Genomic DNA, 23,285 nt, shown 5'->3' on the forward strand with positions numbered 1-23,285 from the left:
GGCCGCTCAAACGCACCGAACACAACAACCCGCCTCGCCCGGACACCCCCGTCGTCACCCTCGCCGAGCCCACCAAAACAGTCCCAACCCCACGAGTGAAGCCCTAAAACACCGGTATTGCCCCTAGATGAGTCATTCCGAATGCTGACGGTGTGTCCGGTGAGGCTGCTTCAGTTGGCACGCGAACGAGGAAGTTGGCCTGCTGGGCCTCTGGCTCCGGGCTTTCGCGCGGCGGATTGCCTCTCACGACATGCCATAGCTGGCGGCTGGCCCGGCGGGCAGACTGTGCACATGCAGCTCCCCGTCGAAGCCGTCGCCGCCACCGTGCTGATCGAGGTCGTAAGGATCTCCGCCCTCCCGATCGAGCAGGGCGTCCCACAGAGCCCGTACGCGCCTTGTACCGCGCCCCAGGGCTGCCACACTTCGCTCGAAGGCACCTGAGGCGGCCTTGGACGGCTTCCCGGGCGCCGCCGGATCCGGGGGCAGTGGCATGAACCGAGCTGCTCCAGGTGCTCGCGCTGTCTGTCCATCAGCCCTGCCCAGACCGTGTGCTGACGCTGCTTCTGGAGCCACCGCCCGATGTCCATCCCGTGCACGGTCACCCCGGGTTCCACATACGCGAGCACGCTCTCCTCCACGAGCGAGCCCTTCCCCGTGACTGGCGAGTGGCTCTACGCTCATCCCGTGGCCGGAAGCTCGCGATCAGGTGACAGCACCATTACCCAGGGGAGACCGTGGACGTCCCGACGTTGATCCTGTTGGGGGCGGCGGGTGGTCTGCTGCGCGGGGCCCTGGACCTGTACACCCGATTCGTCTCCTGGCAGGCCGACCGCCACACCCACCGGCAGTTAGACGCGGCAGGGACGGCACAGGGAGTAGCCCCGCAGTTCCAGGCATACTTCGACCCCGCCGTCGACACCGTCGCGGCCGTCGTGCACAGCGTGATGGGCGCCGGGGCCGCAGTGCTGTTCGGGACCACAGGACAGATAAGCGGTGGGTACGCCGCCCTAGTCGTCGGAATATCGGCGCCCATGCTGCTCACCCAACTCGGCCGCATCCAGACGGTGAACGAGGCGGTGACGGGCGAACGGCAACCGGCCGCGGAAGCCGAGTCGCCCCCGGCTGCGGCCGACAACGCCGTGGGCGTGGGCGGTACGGACAACTCGGGCGCCATGGACTTCCCCCCCCGCCCCGAGTGGCGCAGCCATCCACGCCCTCCGCGGATCATCCGGTCCAGCCCTCTGGCCCTGCAGAAGGACCGCCGTCCCCCGCGCGTCCGATGCCTTCGCCAAGGTGGCCCGCCACAGCCGCGGACGCTCGCACGCCGGAGCCCGCATCCGGCGAGCTTCCCGCGGACCGCACACAACTCCCGGATCCCACGCGCACCAGGGACACTCCCTTCCCCGCGAACCCGTCCGACGGAACCGGGTCTGGCTTCGATGGTCGCAGCGCGCCACGATTGCGGCAGGGGCCGGCGCTCGGGGAGGAGGGGCTGTGAACAGCGCTCCGCACCTGCTGACCGAGGACCGCCCCGAGTACGAGCGGATCCTCGACGACGTGCTGCGTCACGCCCATGAACGACCGGAACTGGCCGGGGCCGGCGAGCGGCTCAATGCCGAGCAACTGCGCACCATGGCACTGAACGCCGCGGCGCTGATCACGGCGGCGGCCGCCGGCGAGTACGACCACTACGTACGGGTCCGCGAGGAACTCCGTAGCTCGGCATCCACATACGAGTCCTCAGGCATGGTGTCCTCGTCCTCGGGCTCGGCGTCCACCTCTGGCTCGTCCGCCTTCCCCGGTTCCGGTACCCGGGCCACCGACCACCATGCCTCGCAAGGTCTGGGCCATCGGTTCGGCGCTGCCGTGCTGGGTGCCGGACAACCCGGCGGCCGGCGGATCAGCGACGGAGTCGTTCCGCGGCGGTGGGCCGGGATGTCCTTCGGCCGTCGTCTGCTGGCAGCGCTGCTTGGGCTACGCGTACGCCCGGAGGCACCGAAGGCGGCGGGGACGCGGACACCGCGCACGTCCGAGCAGGGTCTGGCCGGCCGCATGCCCGATCGCGCGCGGCGGGCCAGACGCGAGACACCGGCTCCGGAGGCGGCCGGAGCCGGTGCGCTCACCGTCGTCGCCGTCCTGGTGCCGGTGCTGGCGGGCACCGCCGCGGTGATCTTCCTGCTGGTCGGCTACCTCCTGAAGATGCTCAATCCGCCACCATCGCTCGCGAGCACCATGGTGGGCGCGGGCTGGTCCTTCGCGGCGGTCACTGCGGCAGCCATCCTCGTCACCGCCGTCAATCTCCTCATCACCGCCCCGCGCAACGGCTGGACGGCAGTGGCGGCCGCGGAGCAGGACGAGGATCTACAAGAGGACGTGGCGCGCGCCAGAGAGGCATGGCGCCACGCACTGCTGGAACGGGGCATCCTGCCGTTCCTGCGGGACGCGCTCGCCGACCCCGGCGCCGGCCCCGCGTCGCGCACACCGCATCGTTCGGCGAACCGCATCCCGAAGATCGGCTACAGCCGACCGGACTTCACCAGCCCGGACGACGGCCCGGCGGCGGGCCCCCGCCCGACATTCACCAGCCCGGACTTCACCAGCCCCGACTTCGGAGGCCCCGAACACGAACTGGACTGACCGGGTCCGGGCACCAGACGCGTCCCTCCTCCCCATCTGGCTTCGTTCACGTTCAGGGACAGCGTTCGTTGCTGAGTTTCAGCAGCAGTTGGTGATCTCCGCCGCTGCGGATGTTCAACTTCTGTGGAGCAGTAACGCTGAGTGCTGCCGAACCCCGCTCACCCGCCCCGGGTCCCAGGTGGCGTCCCGCCCGTCCCGGGATCACCGCAGGCGTATTCCGCCCCACGCCCTCATCTGCGTGCTTGTTGCGAGAGGATGAGGTGGTGATCCGCCACGACCCTGAGATACAGGCTTTGTTCCGCCGCTATTGCGCCCCCGCGCGCCGCTACCTGAAGCTCGGCGGAGCGGTACTTCGTATGTCGCACGAGGAGTACGAGCCGTTCGTTCATGCCCTGGCCGCTGATGCGAATGCTGTCTCCGACGCCGAGCTCACCATCCTCTTCGAAGGCAGCTGGCGCGAGCGGCGGACCGCGGCATGGCTCGCCGCCGTCTCGCGCCGTGACCACTTCCGCGACCGTCTGGGAGCACTGTTGCTGGAGAGCGAGGTCTGCTGCGCGGGCGGGGCCTATTGCGTGGCGCTGGCGAGTTTCGGCACCGCACGGGACGCCGACCTGCTCGCCGCTTACCTGGATCGCTACCTGCGTCTGCCCGACCTCGCCTACGACCAGCCCACAGCCATGGGCGCCCTCGCGTACACCGACTCCGTCCTGCACGGCGACCGGGCCAGCCACTTCCTTCAGGAAGGCGGCCTGTGGCCGCAGTGGTTCCAGGACGCGCCCCACATGCACGGCGATGACGGCATCTCCACCTACCTGGGCGGCATCCGCCTCGCCTGCGCCGTCATCGACGAATGCGCCAACACCTGACCCCCACTGGCTTTGTTCACTTCAAAGGCTCTGGCTCAACGTCTGTGACGCGTGTGGGGCTCGTAAAGTCATTGTTGCTGGTCAGCACCCGCTTCCAGGCTTGTCGGTGGGGACTTGTAGTGCTGCCCTGATGATCGTGTCGCTGCTCTACCGCACCGCCCGTGCGCTGTTGTCCGTTCCTGTGGTCCTACTGTGCCGAGGCACCGCCGAGGATGCCGAACTGCTGGTGCTGCGGCTCGAGATTGCCATCCTGCGCAGGCATGTGAGGGGCAGGGTGTACTACGAGCCGGCCGACGCCTTCGATGCCGTCTTCACCGCCGAGGACACTCAGGTGCTGCTCAGCGCGCCCCGGGCACCGCGCATGAACGCGCATTGCGAACGCGTGATCGGCACCATCCGCCGCGAGGCTCTCGACCACGTCCTGATCCTGGGCGAGAGCCACGCCAGGAAGGTCCTGACTGACTACCAGGACCACTACAACGGACATCGGCCGCACCGATCCCGGCAGCAGTTACCGCCCGGCGCGACCGAGCAGCCCGCATTCGTGCACGACCTCGACGACCGAAGCCTGCTCCGCACCAGGGTCCTCGGCGGCCTCATCAACGAGTATCGATACGCCGCGTGACCTGCAACGACGACTTTTCGATCCCCACAGGTCCCGCGGTGCACCGTGCGAAGGGTGACAGCAAGCGTCCGGGACCCGGAGCCGGCGCGTCAGGGACCGATGCGGAACGAGTACAGACCGAGAGCGGTGAAGTACGCGTTGCGACCGCTGATGTGGATCTCTGAGGAGATCCGGGCCTCGTCCTCACTCCACGGCAGGGCGGACGGATCCCTCAGCGGCACCTCCCAGCGCGGCTTTCCCGTACGGGAGTCGAGAGCCAGGAGCTTACTCGGATGGGACCTCCCCGCGTAGACGGTGTCCCCGACGACTGCGACTCCCTCGGTGCCCGCACCGATCTCGCACCGCCAGCGCTGCTTGCCCGTTCTCGCGTCCAGGGCGTAGAGGAACTGGTCCTGACAGTGGACGTAGACGGCGTCGCCCTGCACCTGGACGTCATTGATGCTGCCCCCGAGCCGGCGCTTCCAGCGCTGCTTGCCCGAGGCGGTTTCCAGGGCGTGCACCCAGTGCTCCCGGGTGCCCAGGCAGACCGTACCGCCGTGGACGGCCGGCGAGCCGCTGGTCGTGTCGCCGGTGACGGAGAACTTCCACCGGCGCCTGCCCGTGGAGCCGTCCACGGCGTGCAGTACGCCCCTGTTCGTCATGGCGAAAACGGTGTCTTCCGCGACGGGGGTCCGGCCCGTCGGCATGCCCTCCCCTGTCTGGAAGCGCCAGCGCCGGCGGCCGGTGGCGGGGTCGAGGCCGTACAGGTAGCCGTCTGTGGCGCGGGCGTAGACGAGCTTGTCGCCCGCCGCCACCGAGACCCCTCCGAGACTGGCCAGCGGTACGGACCAGCGACGGCGGCCGGTGGCGATGTCGACCGCGTGGAGCCTGCCCTCCGAACTCGCCGCGAAGACCGTGGTACCGAGGACCGCGGGTTTGTCGGCCATGCCGGTCTTCGCGGTGTAGACCCACCGTCGGCGGCCGGTGGCCGCGTCGACCGCGTACAGGTTGTTGTTCTTGTAACTCCCGAGATAGAGCGTGCCGTCCGCCATCACCGCCTCGCCCATCTCGCTCCCTGGTGCGAAGTGCCAGTTCTGCCTCGGGTCCGGTTGCTCCTCCTGGAAGACTCCGGCCAATGTGTAGGCCCCGGCTCCGGTCGCCGACAACGCCGCGAGGCCGAGCAGCAGCTTTCGGCGGGGCAGCCGCCGACGACCGGAGCCCGCGGTCGGCGAAAACCCCTGCAGCACGGGCGGGTCCGGCCGAAGACTCCGCTGCGACGACGGCTGCGGTTGCGACACCGGCGGCACAGGCCGTGCTGCGGTACGGGTCCGGGTGCCGTGCAGAGGGTCGGCGGCCGGGTCCACCACCGTCGGCACATAACTGACTTGCTCGGCGGCCTCCCTGGTCTGGCGGGCGATCTCCGCTAAGAGCGCGGGGGGCGGCCAGGGCGGGGCCCCACCGGGCAGATTGGACAGCGCAGTCTCGAGTCTCGCCGGTGTGGGGCGTTCGGCGGGGTCCCGGGCCAGACAAGCACGCAGCAGGTCGGCCACGGGCGGATCGATCCCCGTCAGGTCCGGGTCCTCGGACAGGACCCGGACATCGACGGCCGCCGGGTGGCCTGTGCCGTACGGTGACCGCCCCGACGCCGCGAACGCCAGCACCGCGCCGAGCGCGAACACGTCGGAACGGGCGTCGAACCGGCCGTGCCGCAGGTACTCCGGAGCGATGTATCCGGACGTACCGACGACACCGGTCCGGGTCAGCCGGGTGTCCTCGTAGGCCCGGGCGATCCCGAAGTCGATGATCACCGGGCCGCTGTTACCCATCATCACGTTGGACGGCTTGAGGTCGCGGTGCACCAGCCCGGACGCATGGATCTGCCGCAGGGCCGCCGCCAGGAGGACGCCGAGTCGGCGCACGTCCAGCGGCCCGTACGTACGGACGGCCTCGCCCAGCGAAGGGCCGGGGACGAACTCGGTGGCCAGCCATGGCGGGTTTTCGTCCACTCCGTCGGACAGCACCGCTGCGATACCGGGGCCGGAGACCCGTGCCGAGGTCCGCGCCTCGTGGGCGAACCGGCGCCGGAACTGCCGGTCCTCGGCGTACTCGGGGCGAATCACCTTCACAGCCGCGAGACCGTGGGCGCGCCCCGTTCCTCCGACGCCGAGATACACCAAGCCCATTCCGCCGCCGCCGAGTCTGCGCAACACCGTGTACGGACCGATGTGCTGTGGATCCACACGCCCGGTCATCACCGACCCACCCCCCCATGCGTCGCAGATGACTCTATGTCACCTCGATTCATGTGCACCAGTTTTCCGTGCAACCCGGCGACGGGTGACGACGCCGCTGACAGCGCGCCCCGCCCGATGCCGATGCCGGTGGCTGCGGCGCCGTGGCGGTGCACGTGGACGCGACGCCCGTACGCTTCGATATGCCGATCCCCGGCGATCTGCTTGCGAGGCTTGCCTGGCGTAACCGCCGGGGCCAGACTCACTCCGCCCTGCTCCACCTCCGCAAGCAGGGCGAGTCGCTGTGAGGCGTCCGTCCCCGGGCGAGCATCCGGATGACGTCGTAGGCGCGGACGGCTCCGGTGTGGATGGAGCCGATGATCCGCAGGATGTCCTCCCAGTGCCGCTCGATCCGGGTGAGGCCGCCCCGGCCGCGGGCCGCGTCCTGGAAGGCGCCGTGGTCGGCGGCGCGGTCGATGCGCCACATCTTCTGGTCCGGCAGGTCGGCCAGCTGCGGTGCGTAGGCGAACCCGGGTCGCTTCTCTCGACAACGCGCCCGTTCGTGAACGGGCTTGAAGCGGGCGTCTCTACCGGGCACGGGCCGATGGCCGCCGCGACCTTCATCATCTTGCGGTGCAGGTGCCGCCGTTGTTCAGTCGGTGGTGGTCGGGCGGTCGGCGGCGGTGATGAGGTCGGCGAACGTCAGCGGGACGCCCGGTCCCGTGGTGGCTGCGGGCTCGTCCGAGGGTGCGGTGGTCAGGCCGTCGAGGGCCAGGTCGAGGTGGCGGTGGAGGAGGGCGCCGTCCGGGTCGAGGCGGTCCAGGCCGCCCGGAAGGGGGCGGGAGAGCCGGATCGAGAGCAGGACGAGGTCGCCCATGCCTACGTCGCGGCGGAGCTGGCCGGTCTCGTGTGCGGCCTGGATCAGGGTTTCGACGGTGTTCGCGGCCCGAGTACGGATGAGTACCAGCTCCTGGTCGACCACAAGGCCTTCGAGGAGCACGAGGATGGCCGCGCCCATCCGCAGGTCCGCCGCCGCGTGGACGAAGCGGCGTACCGCCGCGAAGGCGTCGTCATCCACTGCCGCGGCTGTTTCCGCAGCACTCTCCAGTCGCGTGAGCAGGTCGCCGGTCAGGTCTCTGACGAGCGCTTCCCGGTCCGGGTAGCGCCGGTAGAGCGTGGCGGGTCCGACTCCGGCCCGGCGCACGATCAGATCCAGTGGCGCGTCGAGGCCGCGTTCCAGGAAGACCTCACGGGCCGCGTCGAGAATCCGTCGCCTGCTTCGTGCCGCATCCGCCCTCATGGCACACCACCTTTCGTCGTCCAACCTAATCGGAGAGTTTCTCTCCGCTATGCTATCGTCCTGAATACGGAGAAGAGCTCTCCGCTTAAGGTTTTCGTGAAAGGGGCACGCCATGAGCGGCGCGCTGACTGTCCGGACCGTGATCGACGGCACCGAGTACTCACAGGACGACATCCGCCGATGGGAGCTGGACCGCGCCCGCACCGCGCTCACCCTCCTCAAGAACCGGATCGGGGACGAGCTGATGCGGGAACTGCTCACCGAGGACCTCCGGGCGGCGGACCGGGCGATGACACCGCTGCCGGGCGCCTCGGACGGAGCATGGCGGTCCGCCGTCACCGAGATGGAAATCGACGGGATCGACGCCGACGGATTCCTGACCTGGTGGCAGGGCCGGCTCGCGAGCGCCGACCGGAGTGCGCTGCTCGCGGCCAACCCGGAGCACTACCTCGCAGACTCCGCCGACGGCGTGGTCGAGATCATCGAAACCATCGGCTCCGGACCGCTGCGCTTCTTCCTCACCTTCCACGACGGCGTCGCGATCGAGGGCGAAGGCCACGAGACGTATCCCGTCCGGATCGGCGGCACCGGCAGGCTCGCCGACGGCACCGAGGTCGCGCGCGTCATGCACGAGTTCGGGGACGGTCCGCGCGGACTGCGCATCCGGCTGACGATCCAGTTCCCCGCGTGCGCGCCGGAGCACGTCTTCACCGGCCACAAGTGGCACTTCGCGTGTGAGTTCCTCAACTGGCTGGAAGCCGCACACGCAGCCCAGTGACGACGGCCGAACGGCGGTGGGGAACCCCTTGCGCTGCCGGGTTCCCCACCCGCGGTCCCAAAGGCACGCACTCACACCATCGAGGTCATCCCTCATGCGGACCAGAAAGCCGCCCACGGATCCGGGCACACCCCTCTCGACGACAACCATCCCGATACGAGCGACCGCCGCCGGTCGAACCCCCACCGCCGACCTGCCTGTGCGCGTCCTGCGGCGCGCGGCCCACGAGTTCGGTCTGACCGGATTGCTGCTCCTCCTTGTCGTCACTGCAGTGCGATGGCTGCTTGCGCCCGACTCACCCCTGGTCATCGCCAACCCCGACCTCGCCCTGGCCGTACTCGGCGCACTCATGGGAGGGCTGCTCGCCTTGCTCATCCTGTCGCCTTCCGGGCGGTATTCCGGCGGACATCTGAACCCCGCCGTCACCGTAGCCCTGTGGCGCCTGAAGGTATTTCCCGGACGGGCCGTCATCCCGTACATCACCGCCCAGGCAGCCGGATCACTGGCCGGCACGGCACTTGGCGGCCTTGCCTGGGGGACCACCGCCCGCCACGCCCCCATCGCCTACGCGGTCGTGCGACCTGCACCGACATGGAACGCCACCGTAGTGTTCACGGCAGAGGCCGGAGCCATCGTCGCCGTGACACTCATGCTCGGCGCCGTCCTCAGCCGCCCCTCCACCCGACGGCTCCTGCCGTACGCCGTGGGCTTGGCCACAGCACTCATCATCGCGCTGCTCGGTCCCCGCAGCGGCGGATCCGCCAACCCGGTACGGCAACTCGGCCCGGCGCTACTGTCCGGGAACACCACACATCTGTGGATCTACCTGCTCGCGCCGGTGATCGGCGCGCTCGCCGGCGCCGACATCTGGCGCACGGCCGCCGCGCTCGCCCGCCGGGGCCGTAACCGCCAGGTCCTTCCTCCCGATCCCGATGCTCCCATCACCTGATCGACCGCCCGCTCACGTGCAGGGCCGAGTAGCGGCACCGCGCGACGCATCGGCACCGGCATACGTGCGGCCGAACTCCAAGCCCGCCTGCCCGGCCGCGCGAAGGAAGCAAGCGGCCGGCGCCGACCCTCGGTGCCGGGCGGGCACGCCACGTGGCGTGCTCACTGGGCGTCGATGGGGGTGCCCGAGGCAGAGTTGCCGGCCGGTGCCGGGGACATTCCGGAGTCGATCGGTCGCCAAGAACCGGTGGCACTTCGACCTGAAGGTCGGTGGGAGCCGTGACGTCCCACTGGACGTCCGCACACAGCGGGTCAAGGCTACGGTGGAACGGCTGGTCAAAGCTTGGTGCCACCGTGCTGCGGATCAAGGATGACCCGGACATGGGGCTCTACGCCGCCGCCGTGCAGGACCCCGAGGGCAACGAATTCGATGTCGTCTGAGGGCCGTTGCGACGGTGCTGGTCACAGCCACTCGTTCACGGCTGCGACCAGCACCGTCGCCTCGTAGCGGACGGAGAGCCTGTCGTACCTCGTGGCCACTGCTCTGTGCCTTTTGAGGCGGTTGATCCCGCACTCGACCGCATGGCGCTCGCGGGTAATCCACCGCGTCGAAACGCGGCGGTCGGCCGCCACGGGAGCCGAGCTTCCTGCGGTTGCGGGCCTGGTCAGCCTTGTAGGAGATGGTGCAGCGGATTCCACGGCGGCGCAGGTAGGCACGGTTCTTGCGGGACGAGTACGCCCGATCGGCGTGTACTCGATCGAGGCGGACGCGTGGCCGGCCTCGTGCCGGTCGAGGTCGAGTGCGGCGGTGAGGTCGGTGATGGCCTGGTCGTATCGGCCGGCCTGCTGATGGGCTTCCCCACAGGACCTGGCCACGTGGGACCGTCCGTTTGTCCCGTCAGACGTCCCGTCGGCGCAGGACCAGGCAGCCGCTGATCAGGGCGGCGGCCGTCCAGGCCAGCAGGATAGCGAGAGCCGCCCCCGATCCATAACCGGGTCCGTAGCGTCCATCGCTGGACGGCCCGGCGATGTGCATCAGTTCCAGGCCGGCCTGGTCGGGCAGGTACTGCAGGACGGGCTTCAGAGCGGGGATGTTGCCGAGCCCCTGGGAACCGAGGAACAGCAGCGGGAGCAGGATGCCCATCGAGATCGCCGAACTGCGTACGGCGGTCGCGATCCCCATGGAGAAGGCGCAGATCAGGGTCAGGTAGACGACGGCCCCGCCGAGTGCGGACGGGACTCCGTCCGCGGTGAGGTCGGTGCCGTACGGGCCGAGCGCCGCCTGTGCCGCGACGAACGTGACGACGACGATCACCGTCGAGGCGGCGAGCGCGGTCAGGGTACCGGCCAGCACCTTGCCGCCGTAGAGCAGGCCGCGCCCCGGTACCGCGGTCAGCGAGGTACGGATCGATCCGGACGAGTACTCGGCACCGACGAGCAGGGCGCCGAGCACGACGAGGGCGAGCTGCCCGAGGGTCACGCTGTACAGGGCGGCGACCAGCGGATCGAAGTTGACGACGTGCTCGATGTTGTTGCGCCAGTTGAATGCGACGAGCGTGCCGATGCCGGTGCTGAGCACGAAGGCCAGCAGCAGGGTGAAACCGGTCGAGCGCACGGTCCACACCTTGGTCCATTCGGCGGCGAGAACCGCCCGGGGCGAGTTGCTGGTCATCGCTGTGCTCCTCCCGGCTGCTCCGCCCGGTACTCGACCGCGTCGGCGGTCAGCCGCATGAACGCCTCTTCCAACGACGCGTTGGTCCGTGTCACCTCGTGCACCGGCACCGCGTGGGCCGCGACGAGTTCGCCGATCCGTTCCGGGCGGGCGGCCGCGCTCAGGCTCCCGTCCGCGCAGTCGGTGACCTCGATGCCCGCGCCGGCCAGCACGTCGCGCAGCCGCTTCGGTTCCGGTGTGCGCACCCGCACCCCTGCTTCCGTGTACTTGTCGATGAACGCGGTCATGCCGGTGTCCGCGAGGAGCCGGCCGCGGCCGATCACGACCAGGTGGTCGACGGTGAGTGTCGCCTCGCTCATCAGATGGCTGGAGATCAGGACGGTGCGCCCCTCGGCCGCCAGGTCCCGCAGGAGGCGCCGGATCCACAGGACACCCTCCGGGTCGAGCCCGTTGACCGGCTCGTCGAGCACCAGGACGGCCGGCTTGCCGAGCAATGCCGCGGCGATTCCCAGCCGTTGGCCCATGCCCAGTGAGAACGTCCCCGCCCGCCGGCGCGCGACGCCCTCCAGCCCGGCCAGTTCGATCACCTCATGGACGCGGCGCGCCGGGATCCGGTTGCTACGGGCCAGGCACCGCAGATGGTTCAGCGCGGTCCGGCCGGGGTGCACGGCCCCGGCGTCGAGCAGCGCACCCACCGTACGCAGCGGATCGCGCAGTTGTCCGTACGGTGCGCCGTCGATCCGCACCTCGCCGGACGTCGGCCGGTCCAGGCCCAGCATCATGCGCATCGTGGTGGACTTTCCGGCGCCGTTGGGGCCCAGGAACCCGGTCACCAGGCCGGGCCGCACCCGGAAGCTGAGCCCGTCCACCGCCGTGGTGTTCCCGTAACGCTTGGTCAGGTCGGTCACTTCGATCATGTCGGCGATGGTCCGGGACGAGAGGCCCCCGCCACATCCGGCTCGGGGCCCACCGCCTTTCCTCCACCCACGGGTGGAGACGGCAGGCACAGGAGCCCGCGCCTCCGACCCTGGGGGGAGCGCCAGGTTCAACTGCCGGACGGAGGTGGCGGGCCCTGCGCCTGGATAGGGTCGAGAGGTGCGAGCAAGTACTACTGAGGTGGACCCGGACGCCCATCCGATCCTGGCCCGGCGGCTGAGCCGGCGCCAGCACATCGCCCTGGACTGCGCGTTCGTGTTCGTCTACGCGGCCGCGCTGTTGCTGACCGGATCGACAGCCGATGCGCCATCGTCCACGGCACCCTCCCCGGCCCCGGTGCCGTGGGAGCGGCTCGTGCTCATCGCCGCGGCCACCGCGCCCGTCGCCGTACGGCGGATCCGGCCGTTGCCCGTGTTCGTGTTTGTGCTGGTGGTGACCGTCGTCGCCGTCGTACGGGACGCCACCTGGGATCCGTTCCTGGCGGCGGCGTTCGCCATGTACACCGTCGCCCTCACGGTGCCGTCACACCATTGGTGGCAGCGATGGCTGCCCGGATTGGCGCTGGCGGCCCTGGCCCTGGCCGGTGCCACCGGAGCGACGCACGCGGGCGACGCGTACTGGTGGCGCGGCGGCCCGGGGCTGCTACTGCTCGGCTTCACCGCGCTGCTCGGCGCCTGGCAGCTGGGACGGGCCGCGCGGCAGCGGCGCGCGTTCGCCATCCGCGCGGCGGAGCAGCTCGCCCAGCGAGCCGTCACGGAGGAACGCCTACGGGTCGCCCGCGAACTGCACGACGTCGTCACCCACAGCATGGGCCTGATCGCGATCAAGGCCGGTGTCGCCAACCATGTCCTGCACGTCAGACCGCAGGAGGCGCACGACGCGTTGCAGGTCATCGAACGCACGAGCCGCACCGCGCTGAACGACATGCGCCGGATGCTCGGTGTGCTGCGCACCCCCGAGGGCGAGCGGCAGCCGGCCTCCCTCGGCCCGGTCCCCGGCGCCGTCGCACTTCCCGAACTTGTCGAGCAGGCCGGTGCGCAGCTGACGACACGCGGCGTCGAGAACCTGCCCGACGGAGTCGCTCTGGCCGTCTACCGAATAGTCCAGGAGGCGCTCACCAACGTTGCCAAGCACGCCGACCCGGACTCCCGTTGCCGGGTGGAGGTCGCCGCGAACGGCCGCGACGTCCGGATCGACATCACCGACGACGGCGGCGGCCGGGCGCCCCTGGCGAAGACGACCGGCGGCCATGGCATCGTCGGTATGCGCGAACGCGTCGCCATGTACGGCGGCACCTTCAGCGCCGGATCGCGTCCGGATGGCGGTTTCGCGGTGCACGCGTCCCTGCCGTACGAGGAGAGCACATGACCCGGCCCGCCGCCCCGTCCGATCCGGTCCGGGTCCTGATCGCCGACGACCAGGCGCTGCTTCGCGGCAGCCTCCGCGTGCTCGTCGATGCCGAACCCGGCCTGGTGGCCACGTCGGAGGCGGCGAACGGGGCGGAGGCGGTGCGCTGCGCCCGGCAGGATCCGCCGGACGTGGTCCTGATGGACGTACGGATGCCCGGGACGGACGGCATCGAGGCGACCCGGCAGATCTGCGGTTCTCCCAGCACCGCGAACGTCAAGGTGCTGATGCTGACGATGTTCGACCTGGACGAGTACGTCTATGCCGCGCTACGGGCCGGCGCGAGCGGCTTCCTGCTCAAGGACACGCCGCCCGGCGAACTGATCGCGGCGATACGGGTCGTCGCCGGAGGCGATGCGCTGCTGGCACCGGCCGTGACGCGGCGCCTGATCGCAGAGTTCACCCGTCGCCCACAACCCTCGCAACCACTGCCGCACACCCTGGACGGTGTGACCAGGCGCGAGCGCGAGGTCATCACCCTCATCGCCCGCGGCCTGTCCAACACCGAGATCGCCGAACGGCTGTACCTCGGCATCGCCACCGTGAAGACCCACGTCGGCCATCTGCTCACCAAGCTCGACTGCCGCGACCGCGCGCAGTTGGTGATCGTCGCGTACGAGAGCGGCCTGGTCACAGCGGCACGGCCCCCGATCGGTCCCTGAAGACCGTCTTCCGGCACCGTGGCCGGAGGCCTCACCCTGTCGCAGACGATGTGGGTCCCGAAGTGGTGCGGGTTGTGTTTCGGCATTCCGATCACACAGCACCGCACGATGACCGCAGACCGCAGACCGCAGACCGCAGACCGCAGACCGCAGACCGCAGACCGCAGACCGCAGACCGCAGACCGTGTCGGCTGCGCCGCCGGACACGGTCTCACCGCTCACTACCAGGCCGCTCGTTGTCATCCGCGAGTACTCGGCCAGGACATCAGCAGGCAGGCCCGTCCACCGGGCCGGATCCTCCAACGCCACCCCGGCCCGCAACGCCGCTGCTGCGGATTCCCGCACGGCCCGGTCGATCAGCGTGGCGGCCTGACCGAGACCGCCCAGTAACTGCTGTGCGGCATCGGCGGTCTTGCCGTACTGGGCACCGCGCAGCTGGACCAGCTGCTCCTCAGCTTCGTCGACCAGGGCCGTGATCAGCGTTCGCCGCTCGGCCGGCACCACCGAGCGCCACGTGGTCCCCGAACCGGGCGACGCACTTTCCTTGCCCAGAACCCGCAACTGCGCCGCCACAGTGGCGGGCTGGTGTTCCTGCCGCACCCACCACAGGTCCTCGTCGAACCGCGCGAACGGACCGGACCGGCCCTCAGGATGGCGGCGTAGACGGATGGTGGTCCCTATCCACGTGATCGGCGGACCGTCGTAATCAGTCGCTACCAGCGGCCCCAACCAGTCCCGCCCCACCGCATGTCGTGCTTGTCGAGTTCGGCACGCCGTTCCGCTCTGAGTCTGTCGGCGCGTTTGCGGACGTTGTCGAGCCAGGTGCGCGAGCTTGACCACCACAGGCCCGACAGCGCCGTCCTGACGGTCTTGCAGGCCGTTCTCCAGGAGCCACTACTGGGCCGGTACGAGCTGATCCCAGCCGTGCCGCTGCACGCTCACTCACCGTCCGGGGCCTTCGCTCTGGACGACGGCGTCGGACGCGGCTGTCGGGGGAGACGCCGTCGGCCTGGACGTGGTTCTGGACGAGGCGGAAGTGGGTTCCTCGGGGGGCTTCCTGCCTGGTCAGTCCGCGTCTGATCATCTCGACCACGGCGGGCAGAACTCCACGTGGATTTGTTCCCACCCGTGTGCATCCAAATCTGGCCAGTGGTAGATGCTCCGGCAGACGTGGTAGTTGCATCCGCCGGAAATATACAGCTCTGTAGCGGCAGCGGGAGGACCTTCCTTCGTGACGGTGAATATGTGTGGGGCCGCTTCCCGAAACGCCGCCGTACTGCCTGTCAGGAACAGGGTCTCGGCGTGGACGTGCTGGTGGAGCAGGTTCCTGTTCTTCGGATCGCTTGGTGCCGCGTAATTGATCTCGCAGGTGTCGGCCGGCAGGTCTCCCTCCGGCAGCCTTGCGGTGCGTATTTCACGGGGAGCGTTCCCTGCACGAATATGCGTCCGCAGCTTCTTCCATCGGGATGGCCGGAACTGTAATGCCCGGTGGGCCAGTACGAGGTCGAGCGGCGTCTCGTCGTCGTGGACGCCCCCGAACTCCTTTGCAGGGGTGCGCATCGGCAGATAGACCAAGGACCGCGGGGATCGCGCCGCGAGCAGCCACAGGGCGCCGATGCGTCGGCCGTCCGTCCGGTCCATATACATGTTGTATTGGTTAGATTTGTATTTGTAGAGGGCTCCGTTCTTCAGTGGTTTGAATGGGCTGATCACTCGGTATTCCTCATCCCCGAGTCGCACCTGCTGGACGGTGATCTTCATTCGCAGGCTGTCCCGAGTGAGGGTGGCCGTCGATGCATTCATCCGGTCGTCTCCCGCCTGTGGGTTTGATCCCTCACCGTGATTGTCTCGGTCAGAGGCATGGAAGTCCCTGCAACGCAGATAGTGAGGCACCGTCATCTTCTCAACTTCAGCGGCAGATGCTGAGAGAGTCCCGCGAGAGCGAGGCCCGGCAAGATCCCGGCGAGCAGATCAGGTGGTCCGCGCGAGTCGGTCTGGCCGGGTTGCCGGTGGTCCGGTCCGACGGGCCGCCTTGCGAGTAAGGCCGCCTGGTCATGAGTGTGATGTCGGCCCGCGTGATCAACGTTTCGGAGTGCTGGACGAGTCGTTCGCAAGTCCCGTGCGTGCCGGCGAGCGTGCATGTCCTCGTTGGAGTCCTTGACGCCGCCGATCGCCTTGCCCTTTGTGCGTGCGGTCTCCTGGTCTTCGAGGGTCTTGTCGCGGATGTAGTCGCGTTCGGACTCGGCCATGGCGGCGAAGAAGGCGAACAGGGCGGCCCCGTGGCCGGCCGGGTCGTGCTTCCCGGCGAGGGGGCCGGTGAGGAACTCCAGCTCGATCTCCGCGTCCCGCAGCTCCTCGGCGACCTCCAGCAGTTCCAGGGCGCCACGGCCCAGACGCTTCATCTCGTGCACCACGAGGGTGACCTTCGTGCCCAGCGAGCGGTACTCGCGGGCCGCCGCCAGGGCCGCCTTCATCTCGGGGTGTTTCCGGACCCGGGTGCTGATCTGCTCCTGGAACAGCCGGTGCGCGCCGGAGGCTTCGAGGGCGTCGACCGGGGACTCGGCGAACGCGGTGAAGGCCGAGCTGGGCTTCCCCATCCCGACAACTCGCCTCGCGGCGCCGAGTGCCTGATCCGTCCGGCAGCGATCCTTTGCGGACCTGATGCCGGGGCGTCCATGCCTCCTATCGTGGGGCAGGTGAACGAGCATGCCGTGGTGAGCACCGGCCGGATCGTGGTGCTGGTCCTGCCGGAGGTGAACCTGCTCGACCTCGGGGGGCCGGTGCAGGTCTTCGACGCGGCCGCGCATCTGGGCGCCGGTTACCGGCTGGAGTATGTGGCGGACGCACCGGAGACGGTGTCGGCCCAAGGGTTGCGACTGGCAGGGCTCGGCCCGCTGGGCGGGGCGGTCGTGGGGCCGGGGGATCTGGTACTGGTTCCGGGTCCCCGGCTGCGGCGGCCGGAGCCGGGCGGGGTGCGGCGGAAAGAGGGGAGCTGGTGCCGGAAGCGGCCGTGCGGTGGCTGCGTACGGCGTACGACGCGGGGGCCAGGATGGCGTCGGTGTGCAGCGGGGCCGCGGCGTTCGGCGAGGCAGGGCTGCTGAACGGGCGGGCGTGCGGACCCATCCGCACCTGTCCGACGACTGCAAGCAGCACGCCATCACCGCCGAACGCCAGGCCGAGCACACCGCGCACGGGCACCAAGAGCAGGACCAGGCCGTGCCCGAGCAGAAGGCCAGCGGTACCTGGATCTCGCGCCTTCCGTACCCGACCCAGGCAACCCGCCCGCCGACTGCGTGGGCAAGCCCGCGTTGTCGGTGGCGGCTGGGACGCAGGGACGAGGGGTCCCTGCGCGGTCGGGTCTACGGACAAGACCGCGACCATCTCTCGGCCTGGGTGACACCGGCGTCGCCCTCCAGGCCGAGCTGGGGCAGTTCGGAGCTGGCGGCCGGGGATGTATGTTCCGCGCCCCGGCGACCCGGCCCGCTTCGACCGGACCGGCGAAGCTCCCTGACCTCTTTGGCCGACTCGCCGCGCGAACCGGCCGGGGCAGGCTGGGAGGCGTGACCAGCGTGCCGATGCGCCGCATCGGTACTAGTAGGGCTTGGTCATGTGCGGTTTGTGGTGGCGTGTCTTCTTGATCGGCTGTGTCGTTGACCGGATGTGCTGAGTGAGGAGTTGGCTGCGGTCCGGTGTGATCTGGGGGACTTCGCGGCGGAGATGTTCGAGCCGTTCGCGCGGGCGGATCAGCGTCGGTGGGGTGGGGTCTATCTGCGGGGCCTGCTGCTGGACGGCGGACGCAAGTCCGTGGAGCCGATGGCCGCCCGCCTGGGCGAGGACGGGAACCGGCAGGCGCTGGCCCACTTCGTCACCTCCAGCCCGTGGGATGCGGCGCATGTGCGGGCCCGTCTGGCCTGGCGCATGCAGCCGGTCATCAAGCCCACCGCGCTGATCATCGATGACACCGGGTTCCTCAAGGACGGGGACGCCTCCGCGTGCGTGACCCGGCAGTACACCGGCACCGCGGGCAAGGTCACCAACTGCCAGGCCGGGGTCTCGCTGCACCTGGCTTCCAACGGCGCCTCGGCGGCGGTGAACTGGCGTCTGTTCCTGCCCGAGAGCTGGGATCCCGCCTCGCCGAAGGCCGACCCGGTCAAAGTGGTCCGTCGTGACAAGTGCGCCATCCCCGCCCAGGTGGGCCATGTCGAGAAGTGGCAGCTGGCCCTCGACATGATCGACGAGACGCGGTCCTGGGGCATCGAGGTGCCCCAGGTCATCGCCGACGGCGGCTACGGGGACACCGCCGCCTTCCGGCTTGGCCTGGAAGAACGCGGTCTCGACTACGTGGTGGGCATCTCGACCACGACCACCGCGCAACCCGAGGACGCACAGCCGTGCACCCCGGTCCACCCCGGCCGGGGCAGACGGCCGGTTCCTGCCTACCCCGAGCCGGCCCAGAGGGTGAAGAGCCTGGTCATCGCGGCCGGTAAATCCTCCGCGCGGCCGGTGCAGTGGAGGGAGGGATCACGGCCGGGCAGTGGCCGCAGCGGGCACAAGCGCATGTACTCGCGCTTCGTGACCCTGCGGATCCGGCCCGCCGGACGTGGGATCCGCAAGGCCACGGCCGCCACCGAGCTTCCGGTCCGCTGGCTGCTGGCCGAATGGCCCGCCGACCAGGACGAGCCCGTGCAGTTCTGGCTCTCCAACCTGCCTGAGACCATCCCGCTGCCCGTCCTTGTGCGCACCGCGAAGCTCCGCTGGCGCATCGAGAACGACTACCGCGAGATGAGACAGACCCTGGGCCTGGCCCACTTCGAAGGCCGAACCTGGCCAGGCTGGCACCACCACGTCACCCTCGTCTCGGTCGCCCACGCCTTCTGCACCCTGCAGCGACTGAGCCGATCCCCAAAAGAGACGGCGTCGGCCTGAGCCTCTACCGAGTCGTCCACGAGCTGCAAATACTCCTCGTGATCTGGACCGGCGCCTGCCCCACCTGTCACCTCCCCATGCCAGACCCCGCACCAACATGACCAAGCACTACCAGTAGCAGCCACTCGATCGTGGGTGCGTCATTGAATGTCGTCCGCCGTCTTGCCCGGCCCGAGCAGGACCGGCACGACCAGGCTGGCCATCTTCCCCTCGCCCGGCTGCATCCGCAGTGCCCGGCCCACGGCTTGGGCGAGGTCGGGCAAGAGCCGCGCACGTCGGCCCAGTAGACGGAGTCGCAGTGCTTGGTGTCGACGCCCTCGCCCAGGACCTTCACCGAGCACAGGAAGTGATCAAACGTAGGTGACGATGATTCCGTTGACGGCGCTAGTGACCTTGGCGGGCAGCCGATCGAAACGGCCGGCTTCCGCGTCGCGTACGTATGTGGGTACTGCCTTGCGTAGTCCTTGCAGGACGTCCCGAAAATACGGGCGAGGAAGGTGCCCTCGATCTGCTGGCAGGATGGGGTGGACCCACTCGTTCTTGGGGAGTGTGGTGAGTTCCAGCGCGGGTGGCATCCGGCTGAACTGGGTTCCGCGCAGGGACGAGAGCTGGTCGAAGAGTTGCTTTGCGACGCGAGCTGCACCGTACTGGGGCTGGCTGAGGAATGTCTTGAGGGCGCCGACACATTCATGGAAGTTCATGTCCCAGAGGGCACCATCGGGCGCCTCCGGTGCGACCAGGTCTTCCACGGGCTGGGATCGTTGGAAGGCTGCTATGGCACACGCGTTGGTGTCGGTTGAGTAGCTGTCGCAGAGGTACTGGGCGCCAAGCGCGCTGAGCACGGAGACGCCCGCGCGGGGACAAGTCGCGCACTCGAACGCTGAATGCGTCCGGCACGCGAGCCCGCCTCTGTACTGCTCGTCTCCGCAGTACAGGATGTACGCTGCGGGAACCTCGAGGCTCTCAGCGGCCCGGGATAGCAGCTTCATCTGTGCGCCGGTCTTGTTGGCCTGGTCAAAGCCTATTTTCCAGCGAGAGCCGTCCTTCTTCAGATTCTTGGCCTGGCACAGCATTCCGAAGCAGGTCTCACTCTCGCGATCGATGAACCACCACAGCCGGTCCGCACCGAGACGAGCCTCCTGGGCCCTGTTGAAGGTGATGGGCTGAAGGTACGGCGCGGACTGCTCGCACAGTCGAGCGGTAGCGGCTTCCTCATCCCATCGCCCGTTGACGGTTAGCCAGAAGCGGGTGGTCTCGTCGACGGCCTCACGCCCGCGGACAAGAGCTTTGCGTAGGTCGGCGTTGGCCACGTTCTGCCTACCGATCGCTCTGCCGGCCGTTCGGCTTGCACTGCTCGCCTGCCTTTGAGCGCTTCACCTAGCGGCCGGACAACGTCCATGGGTGATCAAGAGTAGGTCCCGCGAGGGCGTATCTGTTCAGAGGAGCCGCGTGATCGAGCCCGGGTCAATCCGAATGGACATGGCGCGTCGGGTTGCGTGTGCCTGGGGTAGGTAGACGGCGCGAGTGGGACGGCCCTGGTCGCGGCGTTGTGCTCACGCCCAGCGCATGCCGATCGTGGACAGCTGCTCGATCCGCTCCGGGGTCGGCGTCGCTGCTCGCGAGCGCTGGTTCCCGATCCACGCCCCGAGCCGGAGCCCCCAGCGTTTCGCCTCGGCAACGTCTTCCTCGACCGCGGTGCGCCAGGTGGCGTGGGTGTCAGCGAGCCGGAGATGCGCTGTGATCCATCGCTGCGGAGAGTGGGCGCGCTGCTGAGGGTCCATGCTGGTCCGCACGGGCGCCCGGTTCGAGAGTGGTGTCCTGGTCGAACGTTCGCGGGGCGCTGCCTGATCTTGTGGCGGCTGGCCGGATAGGGCAATTACTCAGACAGGAGTGGGGCTGTCATGACAGAGGTCAGCTGGATTGTGCAGTCTCACGCTGACGGAGCACGTCGTAGCCCACGAACTCGAACAGTCGGGTGCTGGTGCGCAGGGGTCGAGGCGTGCCGGTGAACCGGTGCACACCGACTCCGTAGCCAGCACCCGGTTCGGACAGCCACTGCAGTTCGAAACCCTGCTCGTCGAACCAATCGCAGATCATGGGCACTCGGTCGGGGGCGGCACGGTTGCGAGTCCAGATGACGCTGCCACCGGTCTTGCACAACTGGTTGCAGGCGCCGATGGTGCCCTCGATGTCGCTGTCGGTGATGTTTCCGAAGACACCGCAGACCAGAACGAGGTCCGCGGGGGTCATATCCCGGTACTGGTCGATGAGGGAGGCGTCGCCCGTAACTACCTCGACTTGGTCCAACTTTGCCAGGCGGGCCGTCTCCGAAGCCGCGGCGGTGTTGCGGGCGTCCAACTCGACAAGCCGCGCCCGCACCTCGTGGCGGCGCGGATGATCAGACAGGACGTGGAGGAGGTCGCGACCGTCCCCGGCGCACAGGCTGATCAGCTTCAGCGGCCCGGCCGGGGCATCGTCCAGGGCAGCCCGGGTCTGCGATTGAACGGTCCGCAGCCTCCGTTCCATCCAGGAGTCTGCTACGTCGTACTTGCCATGCCAGGCGTTCCAGTCCATTGCCGCACCTTACGACTGACCACGAGCCGCAGACGATCCAATTTCGATCACCGCAGGGGCAACCGCTGCAGCAGCTAAAAACGAGCCACAGCCCGTCAGATCGCGGCGGTCACGACCTCCGTCATCGGGACAATCGTCGAGCGGCCATCCACAGGTCTTGACAATTACTCACCCGGGGCCAGCGCGAACGCGCCATGAAAGGCTTCCGTAGCGTCGGCAGAGCCCAGCAGTTCCTGGCCGCGTTCAGCGGTATCTCACCCCACTTCAGGCCCCGCCGCCACCTGATGACAGCCGCCCACTACCGCACCGAGATGACCACCCGCTTCGCCATCTGGGATCAGATCACCGGCGTCGCCGGCCTGCCTGCCGTGGCCTGAGCACGGAGCCGGGACCTGGCCCCACCACACCCGACACACTGTCAGGCACGCACACACTCAACAACGTGACAGCGCCCGTGGGGCGCTTTGGTGGGCAGGGTGTCGGGTTGTCGGCACACGGGGTCGGCACACGGCCGGACCGCCGGAATGAGTTGACAGCAAACTGTCATAATGACAGCATGTTGGCGTGCTCTCGACGGTCACTCGTGGCCGTCGTCGGAGAGCGAGGCCGACGGGACAGTTCCGCCGAGGAGGCGTCATGACCGACATCCGCAGGACCGTGCACCTGGCCGTGTACGACACCCTCGCCGACTGGGAGACGGGGCACACCACCGCCCATCTCGCGCAGGCCAGTTTCACCGTACGGACGGTCGGCCCCACCACCGGCCCCGTCACCACCATGGGCGGGCTGCGCATCCTGCCCGACCTCGCGCTCGCGGACCTGCGCCCCGAGGACAGTGCGCTCCTGGTGCTCCCCGGTGCCGGGCTCTGGGACACCGGTGACACGCTCGCCCCCTTCGCCCGGGCGGCGCGCGGCTTCCTGGACGCCGGGGTGCCGGTTGCCGCGATCTGCGGTGCGACGGCGGGCCTGGCCCGCGAGGGTCTGCTCGACGACCGCGCGCACACGAGCGCGGTCTCCTTCTACCTCGCCGCCACGGGGTACAAGGGCGGCGAGCGTTACGTCGACGCGGACGCGGTGACGGACGGCGACCTCATCACGGCCGGGCCGACCGAACCGGTCGCGTTCGCCCGCGAGGTCTTCGCACGGCTCGGGGTGTACGAGGGCGAGAAGCTCGACGCCTGGTACCGGCTGTTCCACGACTCGGACCTGGCCGCCTACGAGATCCTGAACGCCGACTCATGAGCCAGGAACCCGCGAACGGGGAACCCGCGAACCAGCAACCCACCGCCCCGGAGCCCGCGAACGGGGAACTGCTGAGCCGTACCGCGCTCGGCGTCTTCCGGCTCAATGGCCAATTCCTCTCCGTCTCGGAGCGATTGGCCAAGCCCGCCGGACTCACCGCCTCCTGGTGGCAGGTCCTCGGGGCCGTGCTCCGCGAGCCCCTGTCCGCCTCCGGGATCGCCCGCGCCATGGGCATGACCCGGCAGGGCGTGCAGCGCGTCGCCGACCTGCTGGTCGGCAAGGGCCTCGCCGAGTACGCGCCCAACCCCGCCCACCGCCGCGCCAAGCTGCTGCGCCCCACCGACGAGGGGCGCGCCGCGGTCCGGCGCATCGATCCCGGCCACGCCGCGCTAGCCGCCCGGCTCGCCGCCGAGCTGGGCAAGGAGCAATTCGCGGAGACCGTACGGGTGTTGGAGCAGCTGTCCGCCGCCATGGATGCCGTCGCCGAGGCGTAGGCACGCCT

At 69.2% G+C, this 23,285-nt stretch carries 23 protein-coding genes and 4 pseudogenes; 15 read left to right on the forward strand and 12 right to left on the reverse strand.

Features of this window, described 5'->3' with window-relative positions; genetic code table 11:
* The first annotated feature begins 291 nt into the window (after positions 1 to 291).
* From ACFVYE_RS35345 to ACFVYE_RS35360, 4 genes are all read left to right on the forward strand, one after another.
* Complete coding sequence (locus tag ACFVYE_RS35345; protein WP_389608172.1) at positions 292 to 441, forward strand: hypothetical protein; 150 nt, start codon at positions 292 to 294, stop codon at positions 439 to 441.
* A gap of 1,401 nt (positions 442 to 1,842) precedes the next feature.
* The gene (locus ACFVYE_RS35350; protein WP_389608241.1) at positions 1,843 to 2,637 is read left to right on the forward strand and encodes a hypothetical protein; all 795 of its coding nucleotides are present in this window, start codon (positions 1,843 to 1,845) and stop codon (positions 2,635 to 2,637) included.
* Positions 2,638 to 2,900: 263 nt separating this feature from the next.
* Complete coding sequence (locus ACFVYE_RS35355) at positions 2,901 to 3,503, forward strand: DUF6000 family protein (RefSeq protein ID WP_389608173.1); 603 nt, start codon at positions 2,901 to 2,903, stop codon at positions 3,501 to 3,503.
* A 130-nt stretch (positions 3,504 to 3,633) separates the two neighbouring features.
* Positions 3,634 to 4,128: an integrase core domain-containing protein gene (locus ACFVYE_RS35360; protein ID WP_389608174.1), complete on the forward strand. Its 495-nt coding sequence runs from the start codon at positions 3,634 to 3,636 to the stop codon at positions 4,126 to 4,128.
* 89 nt (positions 4,129 to 4,217) lie between these two features.
* On the opposite strand, the gene ACFVYE_RS35365 is transcribed toward ACFVYE_RS35360, so the two are convergent.
* From ACFVYE_RS35365 to ACFVYE_RS35375, 3 genes and pseudogenes are all read right to left on the reverse strand, one after another.
* Entirely contained in the window at positions 4,218 to 6,359 is a 2,142-nt protein-coding gene (locus ACFVYE_RS35365) for a PQQ-binding-like beta-propeller repeat protein (protein ID WP_389608175.1), read from the reverse strand.
* Between the two features lie 286 nt (positions 6,360 to 6,645).
* Positions 6,646 to 6,870: pseudogene (locus tag ACFVYE_RS35370) on the reverse strand (Tn3 family transposase); the annotation flags it as partial.
* 120 nt (positions 6,871 to 6,990) lie between these two features.
* On the reverse strand, positions 6,991 to 7,638 hold the full coding sequence (locus tag ACFVYE_RS35375; RefSeq protein ID WP_383979095.1) for a helix-turn-helix domain-containing protein: 648 nt from the start codon (positions 7,636 to 7,638) through the stop codon (positions 6,991 to 6,993).
* Positions 7,639 to 7,750: 112 nt separating this feature from the next.
* Between ACFVYE_RS35375 and ACFVYE_RS35380 the strand changes: the two genes are divergently transcribed.
* From ACFVYE_RS35380 to ACFVYE_RS35390, 3 genes and pseudogenes are all read left to right on the forward strand, one after another.
* Positions 7,751 to 8,416 carry a hypothetical protein gene (locus ACFVYE_RS35380; protein WP_389608176.1) on the forward strand — a complete coding sequence of 222 codons (666 nt, stop codon included), beginning with the start codon at positions 7,751 to 7,753 and terminating at the stop codon, positions 8,414 to 8,416.
* Positions 8,417 to 8,510: 94 nt separating this feature from the next.
* The gene (locus ACFVYE_RS35385) at positions 8,511 to 9,365 is read left to right on the forward strand and encodes an MIP/aquaporin family protein (protein WP_389608177.1); all 855 of its coding nucleotides are present in this window, start codon (positions 8,511 to 8,513) and stop codon (positions 9,363 to 9,365) included.
* A gap of 87 nt (positions 9,366 to 9,452) precedes the next feature.
* A pseudogene (locus ACFVYE_RS35390) lies at positions 9,453 to 9,805 on the forward strand (VOC family protein).
* Between the two features lie 21 nt (positions 9,806 to 9,826).
* On the opposite strand, the gene ACFVYE_RS35395 reads toward ACFVYE_RS35390, so the two are convergent.
* From ACFVYE_RS35395 to ACFVYE_RS35405, 3 genes are all read right to left on the reverse strand, one after another.
* Positions 9,827 to 9,997 carry a hypothetical protein gene (locus ACFVYE_RS35395; protein ID WP_389608178.1) on the reverse strand — a complete coding sequence of 57 codons (171 nt, stop codon included), beginning with the start codon at positions 9,995 to 9,997 and terminating at the stop codon, positions 9,827 to 9,829.
* Positions 9,998 to 10,262: 265 nt separating this feature from the next.
* Complete coding sequence (locus tag ACFVYE_RS35400; RefSeq protein WP_389608179.1) at positions 10,263 to 11,036, reverse strand: ABC transporter permease subunit; 774 nt, start codon at positions 11,034 to 11,036, stop codon at positions 10,263 to 10,265.
* Complete coding sequence (locus ACFVYE_RS35405; protein ID WP_389608180.1) at positions 11,033 to 11,953, reverse strand: ABC transporter ATP-binding protein; 921 nt, start codon at positions 11,951 to 11,953, stop codon at positions 11,033 to 11,035. The genes ACFVYE_RS35400 and ACFVYE_RS35405 overlap by 4 nt, the downstream gene beginning before the upstream one ends.
* 178 nt (positions 11,954 to 12,131) lie before the next feature.
* Here ACFVYE_RS35405 and ACFVYE_RS35410 point away from each other — a divergent pair, with 178 nt between their 5' ends.
* The 3 genes from ACFVYE_RS35410 to ACFVYE_RS35420 all read left to right on the forward strand — a co-directional run bounded on the left by ACFVYE_RS35410 (position 12,132) and on the right by ACFVYE_RS35420 (position 14,431).
* On the forward strand, positions 12,132 to 13,340 hold the full coding sequence (locus tag ACFVYE_RS35410) for a sensor histidine kinase (RefSeq protein ID WP_389608181.1): 1,209 nt from the start codon (positions 12,132 to 12,134) through the stop codon (positions 13,338 to 13,340).
* Complete coding sequence (locus ACFVYE_RS35415; protein ID WP_389608182.1) at positions 13,337 to 14,041, forward strand: response regulator; 705 nt, start codon at positions 13,337 to 13,339, stop codon at positions 14,039 to 14,041. Before ACFVYE_RS35410 ends, ACFVYE_RS35415 begins: the two co-directional genes overlap by 4 nt.
* 108 nt (positions 14,042 to 14,149) lie before the next feature.
* A complete protein-coding gene (locus ACFVYE_RS35420) occupies positions 14,150 to 14,431 on the forward strand; it encodes a hypothetical protein (RefSeq protein ID WP_389608183.1) in 282 nt (93 codons plus the stop codon).
* Positions 14,432 to 15,121: 690 nt separating this feature from the next.
* Here ACFVYE_RS35420 and ACFVYE_RS35425 read toward each other — a convergent pair.
* Together ACFVYE_RS35425 and ACFVYE_RS35430 are read right to left on the reverse strand one after the other, a co-directional pair.
* Positions 15,122 to 15,802 (reverse strand): hypothetical protein, encoded by a 681-nt coding sequence (locus ACFVYE_RS35425; protein ID WP_389608184.1) that lies wholly within the window; start codon positions 15,800 to 15,802, stop codon positions 15,122 to 15,124.
* 134 nt (positions 15,803 to 15,936) lie between these two features.
* The gene (locus tag ACFVYE_RS35430) at positions 15,937 to 16,638 is read right to left on the reverse strand and encodes a recombinase family protein (RefSeq protein ID WP_389608185.1); all 702 of its coding nucleotides are present in this window, start codon (positions 16,636 to 16,638) and stop codon (positions 15,937 to 15,939) included.
* A gap of 99 nt (positions 16,639 to 16,737) precedes the next feature.
* Between ACFVYE_RS35430 and ACFVYE_RS35435 the strand changes: the two genes are divergently transcribed.
* Together ACFVYE_RS35435 and ACFVYE_RS35440 are read left to right on the forward strand one after the other, a co-directional pair.
* Complete coding sequence (locus ACFVYE_RS35435) at positions 16,738 to 17,142, forward strand: hypothetical protein (RefSeq protein WP_389608186.1); 405 nt, start codon at positions 16,738 to 16,740, stop codon at positions 17,140 to 17,142.
* Between the two features lie 559 nt (positions 17,143 to 17,701).
* Entirely contained in the window at positions 17,702 to 18,967 is a 1,266-nt protein-coding gene (locus ACFVYE_RS35440) for an IS701 family transposase (RefSeq protein WP_389608187.1), read from the forward strand.
* 146 nt (positions 18,968 to 19,113) lie between these two features.
* On the opposite strand, the pseudogene ACFVYE_RS35445 reads toward ACFVYE_RS35440, so the two are convergent.
* The 4 genes and pseudogenes from ACFVYE_RS35445 to ACFVYE_RS35460 form a co-directional block, all read right to left on the reverse strand.
* Positions 19,114 to 19,313 (reverse strand): annotated as a pseudogene (locus ACFVYE_RS35445) (helicase-related protein); the annotation flags it as partial.
* A 4-nt stretch (positions 19,314 to 19,317) separates the two neighbouring features.
* Complete coding sequence (locus ACFVYE_RS35450) at positions 19,318 to 20,277, reverse strand: hypothetical protein (protein WP_389608246.1); 960 nt, start codon at positions 20,275 to 20,277, stop codon at positions 19,318 to 19,320.
* Positions 20,278 to 20,520: 243 nt separating this feature from the next.
* Positions 20,521 to 20,748 carry a helicase associated domain-containing protein gene (locus ACFVYE_RS35455; RefSeq protein WP_389608188.1) on the reverse strand — a complete coding sequence of 76 codons (228 nt, stop codon included), beginning with the start codon at positions 20,746 to 20,748 and terminating at the stop codon, positions 20,521 to 20,523.
* A gap of 130 nt (positions 20,749 to 20,878) precedes the next feature.
* The gene (locus ACFVYE_RS35460; protein WP_389608189.1) at positions 20,879 to 21,541 is read right to left on the reverse strand and encodes a class I SAM-dependent methyltransferase; all 663 of its coding nucleotides are present in this window, start codon (positions 21,539 to 21,541) and stop codon (positions 20,879 to 20,881) included.
* Positions 21,542 to 21,720: 179 nt separating this feature from the next.
* On the opposite strand from ACFVYE_RS35460, the pseudogene ACFVYE_RS35465 reads away from it, so the two are divergent.
* The 3 genes and pseudogenes from ACFVYE_RS35465 to ACFVYE_RS35475 form a co-directional block, all read left to right on the forward strand.
* Positions 21,721 to 21,918: pseudogene (locus ACFVYE_RS35465) on the forward strand (IS6 family transposase); the annotation flags it as partial.
* Between the two features lie 259 nt (positions 21,919 to 22,177).
* On the forward strand, positions 22,178 to 22,783 hold the full coding sequence (locus ACFVYE_RS35470; protein WP_389608190.1) for a DJ-1/PfpI family protein: 606 nt from the start codon (positions 22,178 to 22,180) through the stop codon (positions 22,781 to 22,783).
* Entirely contained in the window at positions 22,780 to 23,277 is a 498-nt protein-coding gene (locus ACFVYE_RS35475) for a MarR family winged helix-turn-helix transcriptional regulator (protein ID WP_389608191.1), read from the forward strand. Before ACFVYE_RS35470 ends, ACFVYE_RS35475 begins: the two co-directional genes overlap by 4 nt.
* The last annotated feature ends 8 nt before the right edge of the window (positions 23,278 to 23,285 follow it).

The sequence above is a fragment of the Streptomyces sp. NPDC058239 genome (genome assembly GCF_042882185.1).
Taxonomy (GTDB): domain Bacteria; phylum Actinomycetota; class Actinomycetes; order Streptomycetales; family Streptomycetaceae; genus Streptomyces.

Excerpts from the sequence above, each read along its gene's own strand:
- ACFVYE_RS35430 (WP_389608185.1), bottom strand. The coding sequence starts at position 16,638 with ATGGGGAAGCCCAGCTCGGCCTTCACCGCGTTCGCCGAGTCCCCGGTC.
- ACFVYE_RS35400 (WP_389608179.1), bottom strand. The coding sequence starts at position 11,036 with ATGACCAGCAACTCGCCCCGGGCGGTTCTCGCCGCCGAATGGACCAAG.
- ACFVYE_RS35360 (WP_389608174.1), top strand. The coding sequence starts at position 3,634 with ATGATCGTGTCGCTGCTCTACCGCACCGCCCGTGCGCTGTTGTCCGTT.
- ACFVYE_RS35415 (WP_389608182.1), top strand. The coding sequence starts at position 13,337 with ATGACCCGGCCCGCCGCCCCGTCCGATCCGGTCCGGGTCCTGATCGCC.
- ACFVYE_RS35470 (WP_389608190.1), top strand. The coding sequence starts at position 22,178 with ATGACCGACATCCGCAGGACCGTGCACCTGGCCGTGTACGACACCCTC.
- ACFVYE_RS35375 (WP_383979095.1), bottom strand. The coding sequence starts at position 7,638 with ATGAGGGCGGATGCGGCACGAAGCAGGCGACGGATTCTCGACGCGGCC.
- ACFVYE_RS35460 (WP_389608189.1), bottom strand. The coding sequence starts at position 21,541 with ATGGACTGGAACGCCTGGCATGGCAAGTACGACGTAGCAGACTCCTGG.
- ACFVYE_RS35365 (WP_389608175.1), bottom strand. The coding sequence starts at position 6,359 with ATGACCGGGCGTGTGGATCCACAGCACATCGGTCCGTACACGGTGTTG.
- ACFVYE_RS35380 (WP_389608176.1), top strand. The coding sequence starts at position 7,751 with ATGAGCGGCGCGCTGACTGTCCGGACCGTGATCGACGGCACCGAGTAC.
- ACFVYE_RS35425 (WP_389608184.1), bottom strand. The coding sequence starts at position 15,802 with ATGAAGATCACCGTCCAGCAGGTGCGACTCGGGGATGAGGAATACCGA.
- ACFVYE_RS35420 (WP_389608183.1), top strand. The coding sequence starts at position 14,150 with ATGACCGCAGACCGCAGACCGCAGACCGCAGACCGCAGACCGCAGACC.
- ACFVYE_RS35385 (WP_389608177.1), top strand. The coding sequence starts at position 8,511 with ATGCGGACCAGAAAGCCGCCCACGGATCCGGGCACACCCCTCTCGACG.
- ACFVYE_RS35455 (WP_389608188.1), bottom strand. The coding sequence starts at position 20,748 with ATGGACCCTCAGCAGCGCGCCCACTCTCCGCAGCGATGGATCACAGCG.
- ACFVYE_RS35345 (WP_389608172.1), top strand. The coding sequence starts at position 292 with ATGCAGCTCCCCGTCGAAGCCGTCGCCGCCACCGTGCTGATCGAGGTC.
- ACFVYE_RS35405 (WP_389608180.1), bottom strand. The coding sequence starts at position 11,953 with ATGATCGAAGTGACCGACCTGACCAAGCGTTACGGGAACACCACGGCG.
- ACFVYE_RS35475 (WP_389608191.1), top strand. The coding sequence starts at position 22,780 with ATGAGCCAGGAACCCGCGAACGGGGAACCCGCGAACCAGCAACCCACC.